At 38.7% G+C, this 13,342-nt stretch carries 13 protein-coding genes; 7 read left to right on the top strand and 6 right to left on the bottom strand.

From position 1 onward, the window contains the following. Positions 1-641 precede the first annotated feature (641 nt). Positions 642-1,487, top strand: coding sequence for a CvfB family protein (locus ACTJKC_RS00610; RefSeq protein WP_440789351.1), 846 nt, complete (start codon positions 642-644; stop codon positions 1,485-1,487). Positions 1,488-2,091: 604 nt separating this feature from the next. Here ACTJKC_RS00610 and ACTJKC_RS00605 read toward each other — a convergent pair. The 3 genes from ACTJKC_RS00605 to ACTJKC_RS00595 form a co-directional block, all read right to left on the bottom strand. Beyond that, positions 2,092-2,763 (bottom strand): MCP four helix bundle domain-containing protein, encoded by a 672-nt coding sequence (locus ACTJKC_RS00605; RefSeq protein ID WP_440789349.1) that lies wholly within the window; start codon positions 2,761-2,763, stop codon positions 2,092-2,094. Positions 2,764-2,789: 26 nt separating this feature from the next. After that, positions 2,790-4,223: an ATP-dependent DNA helicase gene (locus tag ACTJKC_RS00600; RefSeq protein ID WP_440789347.1), complete on the bottom strand. Its 1,434-nt coding sequence runs from the start codon at positions 4,221-4,223 to the stop codon at positions 2,790-2,792. Positions 4,224-4,476: 253 nt separating this feature from the next. Continuing rightward, positions 4,477-5,616: a putative sensor domain DACNV-containing protein gene (locus tag ACTJKC_RS00595; RefSeq protein ID WP_344850794.1), complete on the bottom strand. Its 1,140-nt coding sequence runs from the start codon at positions 5,614-5,616 to the stop codon at positions 4,477-4,479. A 372-nt stretch (positions 5,617-5,988) separates the two neighbouring features. Here ACTJKC_RS00595 and ACTJKC_RS00590 point away from each other — a divergent pair, with 372 nt between their 5' ends. The 5 genes from ACTJKC_RS00590 to ACTJKC_RS00570 all read left to right on the top strand — a co-directional run bounded on the left by ACTJKC_RS00590 (position 5,989) and on the right by ACTJKC_RS00570 (position 9,677). Continuing rightward, the gene (locus tag ACTJKC_RS00590; protein WP_440789345.1) at positions 5,989-6,795 is read left to right on the top strand and encodes a DUF3822 family protein; all 807 of its coding nucleotides are present in this window, start codon (positions 5,989-5,991) and stop codon (positions 6,793-6,795) included. Then, positions 6,786-7,331 carry a 16S rRNA (guanine(966)-N(2))-methyltransferase RsmD gene (gene rsmD, locus ACTJKC_RS00585; protein ID WP_440789344.1) on the top strand — a complete coding sequence of 182 codons (546 nt, stop codon included), beginning with the start codon at positions 6,786-6,788 and terminating at the stop codon, positions 7,329-7,331. The genes ACTJKC_RS00590 and rsmD overlap by 10 nt, the downstream gene beginning before the upstream one ends. 443 nt (positions 7,332-7,774) lie before the next feature. Next, entirely contained in the window at positions 7,775-8,236 is a 462-nt protein-coding gene (gene coaD, locus ACTJKC_RS00580; protein ID WP_344850791.1) for a pantetheine-phosphate adenylyltransferase, read from the top strand. Positions 8,237-8,578: 342 nt separating this feature from the next. Further along, positions 8,579-9,082: an RNA polymerase sigma factor gene (locus ACTJKC_RS00575; protein ID WP_440789342.1), complete on the top strand. Its 504-nt coding sequence runs from the start codon at positions 8,579-8,581 to the stop codon at positions 9,080-9,082. Further along, positions 9,072-9,677 carry a hypothetical protein gene (locus tag ACTJKC_RS00570; RefSeq protein ID WP_440789341.1) on the top strand — a complete coding sequence of 202 codons (606 nt, stop codon included), beginning with the start codon at positions 9,072-9,074 and terminating at the stop codon, positions 9,675-9,677. The genes ACTJKC_RS00575 and ACTJKC_RS00570 overlap by 11 nt, the downstream gene beginning before the upstream one ends. A 99-nt stretch (positions 9,678-9,776) precedes the next feature. Here the strand turns inward: ACTJKC_RS00570 and ACTJKC_RS00565 are convergent, their stop codons facing one another. Further along, the gene (locus tag ACTJKC_RS00565) at positions 9,777-10,388 is read right to left on the bottom strand and encodes an NUDIX hydrolase (RefSeq protein ID WP_440789340.1); all 612 of its coding nucleotides are present in this window, start codon (positions 10,386-10,388) and stop codon (positions 9,777-9,779) included. A gap of 378 nt (positions 10,389-10,766) precedes the next feature. Between ACTJKC_RS00565 and ACTJKC_RS00560 the strand changes: the two genes are divergently transcribed. Then, complete coding sequence (locus tag ACTJKC_RS00560; protein ID WP_440789339.1) at positions 10,767-11,633, top strand: hypothetical protein; 867 nt, start codon at positions 10,767-10,769, stop codon at positions 11,631-11,633. Between the two features lie 170 nt (positions 11,634-11,803). On the opposite strand, the gene ACTJKC_RS00555 is transcribed toward ACTJKC_RS00560, so the two are convergent. Together ACTJKC_RS00555 and ACTJKC_RS00550 are read right to left on the bottom strand one after the other, a co-directional pair. Then, positions 11,804-12,847: an NAD(P)-dependent alcohol dehydrogenase gene (locus tag ACTJKC_RS00555; protein ID WP_344850782.1), complete on the bottom strand. Its 1,044-nt coding sequence runs from the start codon at positions 12,845-12,847 to the stop codon at positions 11,804-11,806. A gap of 148 nt (positions 12,848-12,995) precedes the next feature. Beyond that, positions 12,996-13,172 (bottom strand): hypothetical protein, encoded by a 177-nt coding sequence (locus ACTJKC_RS00550; protein ID WP_440789338.1) that lies wholly within the window; start codon positions 13,170-13,172, stop codon positions 12,996-12,998. Positions 13,173-13,342: the final 170 nt, after the last annotated feature.

Raw genomic sequence — 13,342 nt, 5'->3', positions numbered from 1 at the left:
AATTGTAGGTTCCAAATTTAGCCCAAAGAAATGATTAAATGAGAAAATAATTAATCAGAGAATGATTGAATTTTGAGTAAGTGAATGTTTGAGGATTTAATTAAAATCATTCACTCATTTTATCATTCTGTCATTCACTCATTTTATCTTTCTGTCATTCAATCATTCTATAACTCCCTCATTCAATCATTCTCTCATTTTATCATTCAATCATTTTATCATTCAATCATTTTATCATTCAATCATTCTCTCACTTTATCATTCAATTATTTACTCTCCTTCAAAACCATATAAGATATTTTTAGATAAGCCGCGAAAGTATAGATTTTTTTTCATGCACTGTAATCCTGAAAGGTTTAACCACAGATGCACACAGATAAACACAGATTTTATTTATTTGCTTTACAATGCTCCTATTACACCTATCATCCCGGGCTTGTTGAAAGAGCCACAGATGCACAGATGTACACAGAAATTTTCTGCAACATGCCTAACCAATAAACCAATGACCAATAAACTAATGAACCAATGACTAATAACCAATAAACTAATGACCAATGAACCAATAACCAACGAACCAATAAACATTACTACCTTTGCAAACGAAAAGCCATTGAAGAAAATGGTTAAACCCCAATAAAATGATTGAAATAGGAAAATACAACGAGTTAAGGATTTTAAGCAAAACAGAAGCCGGATTAAACTTAACCGATGGCGATAAACTGGTAATCCTCCCTTACCAATACGTACCAAAAGGTGCCGAAATTGGCGATAACATCAGCGTTTTTGTTTATATACAGAAAGATGGCCGCTTAACCGGAACTACTCAAAAGGCTTACGCAGAAGTGGGCGATTTTGCTTTCTTAAAAGTGGTTTCTGATGGCGATGATGGTGTTTTTATGGATCTTGGTATCGATAAAGACGTTTACGTACCTGCCCGCGAACAGAAAAGGCCAATGCAAAAAGGCTATAAATATGTAGTGTACCTTTATTTGGATGAAAATAGCGACCGCTTACTGGCTTCTTCCAAATTATACGATTTTGTAGAGGAAGAGGGCTTTGATTTTGAGGAAGGCGATGAAGTAAGCTTGCTGATCACAGAAGAAACAGACCTGGGCTACAATGCCATTATCAACAATACTTACATTGGTTTGCTTTATAATAATGAGGTTTTCGATAATGTTCAACCCGGCGAAATGCGTAAGGGCTGGATCAAGAAAATCCGTGTAGAAGGCAAAATTGATTTAACCCTGCAGCCAAGTGGTTACGGTCATATTCTCGATTCGAAAGAGATGGTATTGAAGGAACTTAAAAAGAATGGTGGTGTAATCGAACTGGGCGACAAAAGCTCTCCTGAAGATATTTACCACCGTTTCCAGATCAGTAAAAGTGCCTTTAAGAAAACAATCGGATCACTGTATAAAGAACGTTTGATTGTACTTTCTGATGATTCGATCAGGTTGGTTACAGATGAAGATGCTGAGTAATTAACCCCTAAAGTTCCCGTCATTTCGACTGGAGTGAAACGGAACGGAGAACCACGAAGTGCTCAGCGAAGCTAAATCTGCCTCGGGATAGATCTCTCCGCGCAACTACATTTCGGCCGGGAGTACGAAACCGGTTTAGCCACAGATGCACAGAAAAACACAGAGAAATTAATTCATCCGTGTAAATCCGTGCATCCGTGGCAAAAAACACACAAACCACGCAGGTGCTCAGCGAAGCTAAATCTGTCAAGATAGATCTCTACATTACGGTCGAGATGACGAAACTCGCTTTTAGCCACAAAAATTCAGATTAACACGGAATAATTTTCTGTAATTTCTGTATCTCCACGGCAAAAAACAATGAAACCTTCCTGCAATATGCAGTGCCTAATCATGAGGGTCATGAAACCTCCCTGCAGTATGCAGTGCCTAATCATGAGTAATCAGTAATAACCCGGTAAATTGGTTTACAAAGATCGATTCTCAGTTCAGTTATTTTAATCGTTTTATCATCCTGAGCGTAGCAAAAGGATCTCCGTGTTTTCAGTGCCTCAGTGGCTGATAAATTATTGAGAACCTTTCTTCGTGCCTTTGTGGTAAAAATCTAATTCAAATTAAACTTATCACTCTGTATCTTCACCGCATTCGAAGCTGAAATAATCGCCACAATCATAATTCCGATCACAATGGCCAGAATTACCTGCAAGGTAGAGTACACTTTGGTTCCCGAAACAAAAATCTGTGAACCTTTAATCAGGTCATTACCCACCTTAGATTGTATTTTAATTAAAGCAGAAAGCTTGGCCAATGTCTGATCAGCAGTGTTTTTACCTATCGACTCATAAATAATCCTGCCTTCGGCACCGGCCATATTTAATATTTTAGCCTCCAGCCCCCGCTGAACAATCAATGCCTTTTTTAGATCGTTCAAAAAAGTTTGCTCCTGTTTTACCAATAAAGTAAGTTCGTATTTATTGATTACAGAATCTATTTTACGGTTGTGTTTATTCACTTTAACAAGCGCCGCTGAACCCTGCAAAACATCGTTTCCGAACAACACTTCCTGCAGGATCGCATTTTTATGGTATAAATTTTCAGCAATGAAGTATAAATCCGTTGCCGGTACAAGCCTGTCGTTATACATCGAAATAAACGAATCATTAATTTTTTCTACACTTTTATCTTCCAGAAAACGGATCAGTAGCGTGCAGCACATGATACAGAAAAGCAAGAAAGCAATTTTAAGCTTGTTTTTGAGACTAAAAGCAAATTTCATAGTACAATTTGTTTGGACGATAGCTATTAAAAATAATCCTCTTGTGCTGTCTTCGCAAAAAGCTGTGGCGCAAAATTGACTAAATATAGCTCTTTTTTCGCACGGGTTACCGCAGTATATAACCAGCGGAGGAAATCAAGATCGATCATATCTTCCGTTAGGTAACCCTGATCGGCAAAAACCGCATCCCATTGCCCACCCTGTGCTTTATGGCAGGTAACTGCATAGGCAAACTTAATCTGAAGTGCATTATAAAAAGGATCGGCTTTAATGGCCAGCATCCGCTGACGCTTATTGGCAATATGTTCATAATCCTCGTTCAGCCCGTCAAAAAGCTTCTTATTCTGCTCATAAGGCAAATTGGCGCTTTCTAAATTCAGCGTATCCAGCATAACCTTACAGCTGATTTGTCCTGCCGCCGGGAAATCCATAAACTCCAGAGTCGCATCCGCAAAGCGGAAACCATAACGCTCTTCTTCTCCCCTCACGCGGATCACTTTCGCCATATCGCCATTGGCAATAAAAGCCGTATCCTCATTATCAGGCAACCAGAAATAATTGTTCCGCACCACCATAATCTGATCGCCACCTGTTAATTCCTCTTCGCGGTAAAGCAACCTCGCCCTGATCTGCTGGTTATACACATTGGCCGATTTATTGGAACGGCATACCACCAGGGTATTTTCCATGCCAAATTTCCGGTATGCATATTCCAGTCCCTCTACCAAACGGGCGCCCGGCATGTTGTAAATATCAGTGTAGTTTTTAGTCAGAAATTTAGGCAGGGGATTTTCAGGATTTTTGGCAATCTGGTTTCTTAGCATGGTTGCATTGGCCAGAATACCGGATTTCTTTCCCTGCCTAACAACTTCTTTCAATTCGACCGACGAAACCGTTAAGGCAAATTTGTCTTTCAGGTATTGTTCATTCAAAGCGGGACTGTCCAAACTGCCCACTGGCGGTAATTGCGCCGTATCGCCTACAAAAAGCAGGAAACAGTTTTTCGTATTGTACACAAATTCGAGCAGATCCCTCAATATCGACGAACCGGTTTCATTAAATTCATCGGCAATCATTGATGCCTCATCAATAATAAAAAGCGTATTTTCAGACAGGTTTGGAGCGAGTTGGAACTGCATTTCGGGCGATGCTGCAGAACGTTTCCTGTAAATCCGTTTATGTATGGTTAAGGCCTTCCGGTAAGAATACTGGCTCATTACTTTTGCCGCCCTTCCCGTTGGAGCAAGCAACTCGCTACGCAGGTTAAATTTAGCCAGAACCTTAACTAAAGCCGCTACAGAAGTGGTTTTACCGGTACCGGCATAACCTTTCAGCACGAAACAGCGGTATTCATCTTCCTGTTGCAAAAATACCGACATGCGCTCGCAAAAAAGCAATTGCTCTTTGGTTGGTGTATGTTCGTATGCAGAGGCGATAAGCTGGCTTTTATCAGTTAACATTTATTGGTTGAAGGTTTATGGGTAAATTGTTTCAAAAATTGCCTTATTGCTTATTTGAAAAGCAGTTGTAGTGCTAATTTGTTCCTACAGTCCGTCTTTCCGCTATATCCCCGATAAAAACATCTGACATAATTAAAATATAACTTAAATCGGGGGATGCCGCTCCAATACGGTTTAGATGGCAAAGATAAAGCTCTTTTTAATGCAATGCCTACCCAAACCATATAACAATGGAACAATTAAACAATTTTTGCTACAAAAGTAGTGTTTCAATACGGTGTGCCATTACCATATTTTGCTTTTTGCTATAACTGAAAATGGTAAAATGCCCATCCTGAGAAGCAACCAAACCAACCGACTGTGGCTGATCATTCACAAACTGTGCAACAGAGAAGTGCCTTGTTCCGCCAAGCTGCCCAGGGTATAAAATCTTATCTTCCCCGCCAACAATCGGCTCAGAAAAGGCAATCTGTTCTACCGTAGGTTTGCCTTTGGCCCGGCCAATTTTAGCGCCAAATGCAATCAGATCAAATTCTTCATTGATAATTGTAGCACCATCAACTGCGGTTAAACCCGCCAGGTGCTCTACCTCGCGACGTACAGCCCCCTGCGAGAAAATTTCACTCTGGTTACCGCTCTGTTTAGCCAGATTGGATAAGCCACAAAACGGAGGCTCAACTAAATATTGTATCGGATGAATAATAGAATCTTCCCATTTTGTATCGCCTTTTGGTACAATTAACAATGCCCCGCCCCGGCCATGTGCACGCATGGAAACTGAAAACTGGATCAGGATATTAATCGGATCGTTCCAGCTGGCTAATACCGTTAAATCCAGCAGGGCCTGCAAAATCGGCGGACAATCTTTATTTGTACAACTCCGGTCATCAACGATACGGATTTGCTCCCCTTTTAGTACCGCTACATTGGTAAACTTGCCAATACCATAAATCCGGCGGTGTTTAATCACAATTAACCCCGGCTCAGAAACATCCACCACAAAGCAAAAATTAGGAATGTTAAGGGTTGTACCCCAGATATAAAGCTCGCCATCTTCTTCCCAAACACCAAGGTGAATACCAGAACGTTCAATTCCAGGGGCTATTTTAGTTAAAGTATTGGCATTTAGCGGCAGTCTTTTTGCAAAAACCAAAGGTTTAGAAGTTTGCGCAGGAGGTAAAAATGCGATTGAAATTCTGGGCGAATGTCCTTCCTCTTTACGCAGGCTGCTCCAGAACGCAACATCAATAATCGCTTCAATGATTTGCCTGTCTGGTTGAGTAGCCAAATCTATCTCACCCTGTGCAATTGCATTTTTGTGCAGTTTAACAAAATGTTGCTCAATTGTAGCCGAAATCGTGTTTGCAGCTTTATAAGTAGGCTTGTAACTCATGTTCCGAATTTAAGCCGAATATTTTGATTTTTGAACAGACGAAAGGTTTGATTTTGGTAAAAAAACACAGACATTTTAACCACAGATTTCCACAGATAAACACAGATATTTTCGATGTTTTTTAACCGCAAAGCACACAAAGAAGAATATTAACCACAAAGGCGTAAAGAGCACAAAGTTAATTGTGTGTCTTTGACCGAAAATTCATTCTTCAGCTGATAAAATATATGATTTTATTGGTTTATTAGTCATTGGCGTGATGAACAAAATTATTCCGTGTCAATCGGTGTCTCCGTGGCAAAAATAGATAGTAAAACCAAAAAATTACCGTCGTTTTGCCATTAATTATTAAAAAACTCTATTTTTGTTTCAATGAGTAACAATAGTCTCTTATTGGTTGATCCAAACTTTAACACAGATGCATCTGCAAACTGCCATTTATTGTTAAAAATAACGAATGACAGCTTTTCTTATGCCGTGGTAAGCAAGGATACTGAAGAGATTAATATTATTTTTGATAAACAGGGTTGTGAAGATGTACAAAAGGACTTAAAATCTGCTTTTGAAACAGACAACTACCTTTCTTTAAATTACGCAACTATAAAGGCGGCTATACATACATCAAATTTCATTTTTATTCCTGATGAGTGGTTTGATGATGAAAATTTAGCGGTTTATGCACAATATCTAGGTTCGGATGCTAAAGTTTACACTAAACACAACAAAGTACTTGGTTTTAATACCGTTTTTTGTTTAAATGATGAGGTAAAAACACATTTACCTGAAAAAACAGACCTGTTTCCACAATCAGAACCCCTGGTTGCTTTGTTCAGTCATTTAGCTGACGAAGCTTTACTGATCGATTTTACGGCAGTTTCATTTAACGTACTTTACACAAAGGATAAAAAGGTGGTTTTTCAAAATCACTACGAATCAGAAACTGCTGAAGAATTTAATTACTTCCTGTTGCTGATGATAGAACAACTGGGCTTAAATGATTCCATTCCGGTTTATATCCAGGGTATTATTAACGAAGATGACGAACATTACAATTGTTTATTAAAATATTTCAATCAACTTTATTTTTTCTTCCCTGCCGGAAAACAGCATAGTGAATTATTGGCCGATATGCCTAAACACTATTTCAGCGGACTGCTTGCTTTAGATTTATGCGAATAATTGGTGGAAAATTAAAGGGCATCCGTTTGCAGCCCCCTGCAAATTTACCGGTGCGCCCTACTACGGATATGGCGAAAGAAGCGCTGTTTAACATCCTTAACAACAAATACGATTTCGAAACCTGTACCGTACTCGATTTATTTTGCGGTACCGGAAACCTCACTTTCGAATTTGCTTCACGCGGTGCAGAAAGCATTTTAGCAGTTGATATGGATTATGGCTGCGTAAACTGGGTAAAAAATACCGCTAAACAACACCAGTTTAATCAAATCGACGTGCGCAAAGGCGATGTTTTTAAATTATTAAAGCAAATGACCGGCAGTTACGACCTGATTTTTGCCGATCCGCCATACAATATGCCCAATATCCCTCAAATTCCGGTGATGGTTAAAGAGCAGCAATTACTTAAACCCGATGGTTTATTGATTGTAGAGCACCAGAGCAATATGAAACTAAATAGCCAGCCAGGGTACACCGAAACGAGGAAATATGGTAATTCTTCTTTTAGTTTTTTCGAGTTTAGTTCGATAGGTTAACTGTTTACCCTTCGGCTACGCTCAGGGGGTTAATCGGTTAACCGTATAAGCTGGATAACTGCAGTCTCTTGCATCACATCTTCCTAATCCAGTCGTCATTTCGATTGGAGCGCAGTGGAATGGAGAAATCTATTCCATACATTTTCATTCTAAAAGATCCTTCATTATTTTCAGTATAACAAACTAGCTGATTTGTAATCAACTCCAAAAACGGTCGCTCTTGGTAATTAAATATTGGTTATTTGTAATTGATTTATTGCTCATTAAATTAATCCACGCTTATCGCCAAACGCTATCCCCTCTCCCCCAATTCGCCATTGCAAACCGAAGAACAGGATGATCTGCGCGGGCGTGAAGCAATCTTTCTGAGCAGTTTTCGCTAACCGCCAAACCCCTTACGCTAAAGTATTCCTCCTTTCATCACAAACAGCTATATTTGAAACATGAAGATAGCGCTATTTCCAGGCTCATTTGATCCGATCACCATTGCCCATGTAAACATTCTGCAACGTGCCACACCGCTTTTTGATAAAATTGTAGTCGGTATCGGACTAAACAGTTCTAAACAGAACTTTTTGAGTGCAGAGCAGCGTCTTCAGATCCTGCAAACCGTTTTTAAAGGTTATCAGAACATCGAAATTCAAACCTACGAAGGTTTAACAGTAGATTTCTGCCGTAAAATTGATGCTAAATATATGGTACGTGGCATCCGATCAGCAGCTGATTTTGAATACGAAAGGGCCATCGCACAAATCAACCAAACGATGATGCCTGAAGTAGAAACAATTTTACTTTTAAGCAAACCCGAATATTCGGCCATCAGCTCAACCATCGTTCGTGATATTTTAAGAAACCACGGCGATGTAAGTCCGTTTGTACCCAAAGAAGCACTTGGGTTTTTATAGTTTTCTTTTAATGTCCACTTACCGTCCTCTCGTGCGGTCCCGATAGCTATCGGGAGCAACGTAGTTGAGAGATCTATCAAAACAGATTTCTCCGTTTCGCTTTGCTTCAGTCGAAATGACGGTCGTTTTATTAAATTGTCATCCTGAGCGTAGTCGAAGGATCTCCATTCCGCTACCGATGTAAAATCGGTACAGGTCGCGTTCCAGTTGATAGTTATCGGATCGATATGACGATGTTTTTCTTTCCCCTATCTGTGTTCATCCTTTTTATCTGTGGTTAAATATTATTTTTACTAACCTGTAACGTTTTAAAAAATCTGTTACCAATGGGTTATACCTAAAATGAAAGAAACAGAAAACATATTTCTCACATTGATCAACCAGCACAGGGCGATTATACATAAGATCACAAAAATGTATATGAACGATGCGGAAGAACAGCGTGATCTGTTTCAGGAAATTGTGCTGCAGTTATGGAAAGCCTACCCCACTTTTAAAGGGAAAAGCAAATTTACCACATGGATGTACCGCGTGTGCTTAAATACAGCGCTGATTTATTTCAAAAAAGACAGCAGAAAAATAGATAAAACATCACTGGATGAAAACATCGACATTATTGATGTAAATGAGAGCGAAGTAAAGGAAGAAAAACTGGCTTATTTATATGCGGCAGTCCAGGAGTTAAATGTGGTAGAGAAAGCATTGATATTCCTCTTTCTCGAAAACCAGTCGCACCGCGAAATTGCCGAAAACATGGGAATCAGCGAAGTAAATGCCCGCGTTAAACTCAACAGAACAAAAGAAAAATTACAATTCATTATAAAGAAAAACGGTTATGAATTTTGACGATTTAAAAAACGAATGGAATGCTGAAAACCCTGAGGGAAGCCACATTTCTACCGATATGCTTAAAATAAAACAGGCCCATACCCCTATCGACAAAATCAGGGCAAAAATGAAACATGAGTTTTTTTATCAGCTTTTCTTCCTGGTATTTATGGCTTTCGTTCCTTATATAGCCAGGTTTTCAACTGCCTTAAACCAGGCATACCTCATGACTTATGCCATCACCTGTGGATTTACGGCTTACTATTTTTTTAAGTTTTATATCTTCTATAAAAATTCTTACGATATGAGTATGGATAGCCGAAAAAATATCCTCTGGTTTTATTACGAAATGAAACTGAACGTAGAGCTGTATAAAGCTTTAACCTACATTGTGGCTTTTATTGCGGTTGGTTTTCTTTTTGCTTATTTATTTATTGAGCAGGCATCCATGTTTATCAGGCTCATCAGGAAATTATCAACTGTATATATCCTGATTAACTGTTTCATTACCATTTTAATTATAGGAGCCATTACCGAACTATGGGCCTGGTTTTATTACGGAAAGTACCTTAAACAGGTAAAAAAAGTGGTTGATGAACTGGATTATGAGTAGGAATGCTAGTCATCACCCTGAATTTATTTCTGGGTCTATCTAGCAGGAAGGTGTTGATCCCGAAGATTCGGAACAGCGTAACGGTCGCAATATAGGAATCTACAATATCCCGCCAGTCTTCAGCACATCCATAATTGATGGAAATGTATTTTTAACAACCGGTGAAAGGTGGTTTTTATCCAGCCAAACCGCTTCATCAATACCCTCTTCTTTTTGAGGTATCAGTTTCGGTTCGCCTTTAACCTTCATTTTGTACCAGTTGGTTTTCTTGATCACCATTTTATTGCCCATCGGGTACACATGGTACGTTTTACAAAGTTTCTCTTCGCGTTTAAAAACCCTGATCCCACATTCCTCCTCTACCTCACGAACGGCAGTTTCTTTCATTTTCTCCCCATCTTCCAGCTTACCTTTTGGTAAATCCCATTTTTTATTCCTGAAAATAAAGAGGTAATTGCCATTTGCACTTTCTACCAGGCCACCTGCTGCTTTAATAATGGTGCAATCTTTTTTTAGCTTCCTAAAAGTTTCCTTTGGATTTTTGGTTAAGAAAATGTAGCTCTTTTTAGATCCGTTTTTTAATTTTTTATAGAATGTTTGCAGATCAAAATCCTGGAATTCAAGCTGCTGGATTTTTTCTTTTTGTTCTGGCAAAAAATCGGAGATAAACAAAGTGTTATCGTTGATGTAGATTCTATAATTTCTTGGCATATTCTTAAAAAATTCCGGTTATTTTATCAGGTATAAAAAAAGGTTACAACAATTAATGTTGTAACCTTATCTAAATTAACGCTCTCAATCAAAGATTGATGCAAGGCTCTCACCCCTTGCTTGGTACAAATATATAATAATTTATATTAACTGATAAAAAAAATCCAAAAATATTTCAGCAATGTAATAGCGCTACCTTTAAACTACTGAATGATAACGGATTGTTTTTATGCAAAAATTATTATTTATCAAAAATCAGATACACTAGATTGTAAAAAAAATGGTTTAATATTAATAATGGAACATTTGAATGGAAAACAACGCTTATAATTCCTTCAACGATAAATATTTTTTATAATTTTAGCTTTTTAATCTACCATGCCCATACCTTCATTATCAGAAAAAGATCTGGAAGCATACCGAAATGATCTTTCTAACCCGGAAAAATCAACAAGCGAGCTTTTTATCAAATTAAATGGGCTTTACCAACGTTTTGCCGGCAACGAACAGCTCCTGGCAGATTTCGAATATGTTTCGGCACTTAACAGCCTCGAAAACACCTATACCTCAAAAAAAGAGCATTTTAACAAAGAAATTGTTGAACTTAAAAGGCAGTTTAAACAACTGGATAACCGTATTGTAGCGGCAGAACAGAAATTGCGACATGGCATACCGGAAGACCTGATGGTAATGGACAAAATTATTGCCGAGCAGGAATCGATTGTAGAAGACCAGGAAAAACTGAACAATGCCGAATCTCATATTGTAGAGCAGGTGAGGAAAATCGATATTGAACATGGGAAAGACCTGCAAAAATTAGAGCAAGAACAAAATAACAGGGAAATTCCTTTTAAAAGTAAGTTTTCTGCCTTTAGCGATCAGATCAAAAACGCCGAAAAAAGCATTGGTTTTAAAGTAAGTGCTTTTTCGCTGATTGCCATTATTGGCATTCCTTTAATTATCGATTTATTTTTTGGCATAGCAGGCCTCACCGGATTCGCCAAGAATACAAACAACATTATTTTCAATCATTACCTTTTTCTGATCAGCCTGGTTCTGGTAGAATTGTTCCTTGCTGATAAAATCAGAAACAGGATTTCACGGATGTTATCGATATCCTATCTCAAAGATTCGCTGGGTACGTTAGAAAACCAGTTAACTGAAAACGAAAGACAGGTTGCCAGAGTTGAAGCAGAACACCACATCCCTCTGACCGAATTTATAAAAAGAAGCCAGGTGCTTTAAGTAAAACTAAGGTGACCTAAAACGTCTTATACGCTAAAAAATGAATATTAATCATCAGTTATCAATATAAACAAATACTGATCAACCTGTCGTAATTAATGCATCTTAAAAAAAGGGATTTAGAAACCTTCTGTTCCCAAATCCCTATCATTTTATTGGTTATGCATGAACTACAAAGTAGCCATATCAATTACAAACCTGTAACGTACATCGCCTTTTTGCATCCTGTCGTAAGCAGTGTGAATATCTTTCATATCAATCATTTCGATATCTGAAACAATATTGTTTTCTGCGCAGAAATCAAGCATCTCCTGAGTTTCGGCAATACCGCCAATACCAGATCCGGCAAGGCTTTTTCTGCCACCTAATAAACTGAAAGCCGCAATTTCTGCCGGTTTTGGCGGAACACCAACGCAAATATGGGTACCATCTGTTCTCAATAAAGAAAGGTACATGTTAAAATCGTGCTCTGCAGATACCGTATCCAAAATAAAATCGAATGTACCCCTGGCCGCTTTAACCTGCTCAGGATCGGTAGTTACCACAAAATGGTGCGCACCCAGTTTTTTGGCATCTTCTTCTTTTTTAGGCGACGTACTTAATACGGTTACTTCAGCACCAAAAGCTACACCGAATTTCACTGCCATGTGGCCTAATCCACCTAAACCCAATACAGCCAGTTTATGGCCTTTTCCCACTTTCCAGTGTCTTAACGGCGAATAAGTAGTAATACCTGCGCATAAAAGCGGCGCCACGGCAGCAAGGTTTAATTTATCAGAAACATGTAATACAAATTCTTCCCGCACCACTATCGTATCAGAATAACCACCATAAGTAGGGGTTTTGCCGTCTCTTTCCAAACCATTATAAGTCTGCGTATTGCCTTCTAAACAGTATTGTTCAAGATCGCGTTTGCAGTTTTCGCACTCCTGGCACGAATCCACCATACAACCTGTACCCGCAAGATCGCCCACCTTAAATTTCTTAACATGGTCGCCAACTTTTACTACCCTGCCCACAATCTCATGACCCGGAACCATCGGGAATATTCCAGGGAACCAATCGTTTTTAATCTGGTGCAGATCTGAGTGGCAAACTCCACAGAAAAGTATTTCGAACTGCACATCGTGAGGTCCCACTTCCCGGCGCTCAAAATTCCAGGGTGCAAGATCCGTTTCGGCATTTTGTGCCGCATATCCTTTTGTTGCTATCATAAAAATTTAAATTAATTAGTTACCGTAACAAATGTAAAGCGTGCTTTGTTACGAACGATTACGCAATTCAAATAATTCATTGCAAAATTCAAACAATGAATGCCATCGCAATATAAATTTTACCTGTTAGCAGTAGATTAATGCGCTGTTAAGAAAATAAGCCGTGGGTAACTTCTTCAACGGCATCATCCGCATAAAAAAAGATGGTAAAGAAGCTTGGAGCCTGCGTAATGGCTAAAATATCTTCCCGTTTAATGTGGTTTTCATTGATAAAACGGGTAAGGCGCTCGTGAGAGGAAAAATAATCGGATTTTAAAACAATCATAATTTTTTAGATTTTGATTAAGACGGTTAACGTTAAATATTGTTACGCCAAACGCTGCTTAAAGCTAATCACCAAATATTTACAGCCTGTTTTCAAACGCCACGATTCTTTATCACCCTGATTTACAGGAAGTGGTAAGAAATACCTTTTAGCATCCATCAAAATTTCCG

Source organism: Pedobacter sp. 22226 (genome assembly GCF_052045455.1).
GTDB classification, from domain to species: Bacteria; Bacteroidota; Bacteroidia; order Sphingobacteriales; family Sphingobacteriaceae; genus Pedobacter; species Pedobacter jeongneungensis.
Note: the sequence above shows the minus strand (reverse complement) of the source record. Positions and strands in the feature narration are given on the sequence as shown.

Coding starts and splice junctions, on each gene's coding strand:
- ACTJKC_RS00605 (WP_440789349.1), bottom strand. CDS start 2,763: ATGAAATTTGCTTTTAGTCTCAAAAACAAGCTTAAAATTGCTTTCTTG.
- coaD (WP_344850791.1), top strand. CDS start 7,775: ATGAAGATAGCGCTATTTCCAGGCTCATTTGATCCGATCACCATTGCC.
- ACTJKC_RS00595 (WP_344850794.1), bottom strand. CDS start 5,616: ATGAGTTACAAGCCTACTTATAAAGCTGCAAACACGATTTCGGCTACA.
- ACTJKC_RS00550 (WP_440789338.1), bottom strand. CDS start 13,172: ATGATTGTTTTAAAATCCGATTATTTTTCCTCTCACGAGCGCCTTACC.
- ACTJKC_RS00555 (WP_344850782.1), bottom strand. CDS start 12,847: ATGATAGCAACAAAAGGATATGCGGCACAAAATGCCGAAACGGATCTT.
- ACTJKC_RS00570 (WP_440789341.1), top strand. CDS start 9,072: ATGAATTTTGACGATTTAAAAAACGAATGGAATGCTGAAAACCCTGAG.
- ACTJKC_RS00565 (WP_440789340.1), bottom strand. CDS start 10,388: ATGCCAAGAAATTATAGAATCTACATCAACGATAACACTTTGTTTATC.
- ACTJKC_RS00575 (WP_440789342.1), top strand. CDS start 8,579: ATGAAAGAAACAGAAAACATATTTCTCACATTGATCAACCAGCACAGG.
- ACTJKC_RS00610 (WP_440789351.1), top strand. CDS start 642: ATGATTGAAATAGGAAAATACAACGAGTTAAGGATTTTAAGCAAAACA.
- rsmD (WP_440789344.1), top strand. CDS start 6,786: ATGCGAATAATTGGTGGAAAATTAAAGGGCATCCGTTTGCAGCCCCCT.
- ACTJKC_RS00600 (WP_440789347.1), bottom strand. CDS start 4,223: ATGTTAACTGATAAAAGCCAGCTTATCGCCTCTGCATACGAACATACA.
- ACTJKC_RS00560 (WP_440789339.1), top strand. CDS start 10,767: ATGCCCATACCTTCATTATCAGAAAAAGATCTGGAAGCATACCGAAAT.
- ACTJKC_RS00590 (WP_440789345.1), top strand. CDS start 5,989: ATGAGTAACAATAGTCTCTTATTGGTTGATCCAAACTTTAACACAGAT.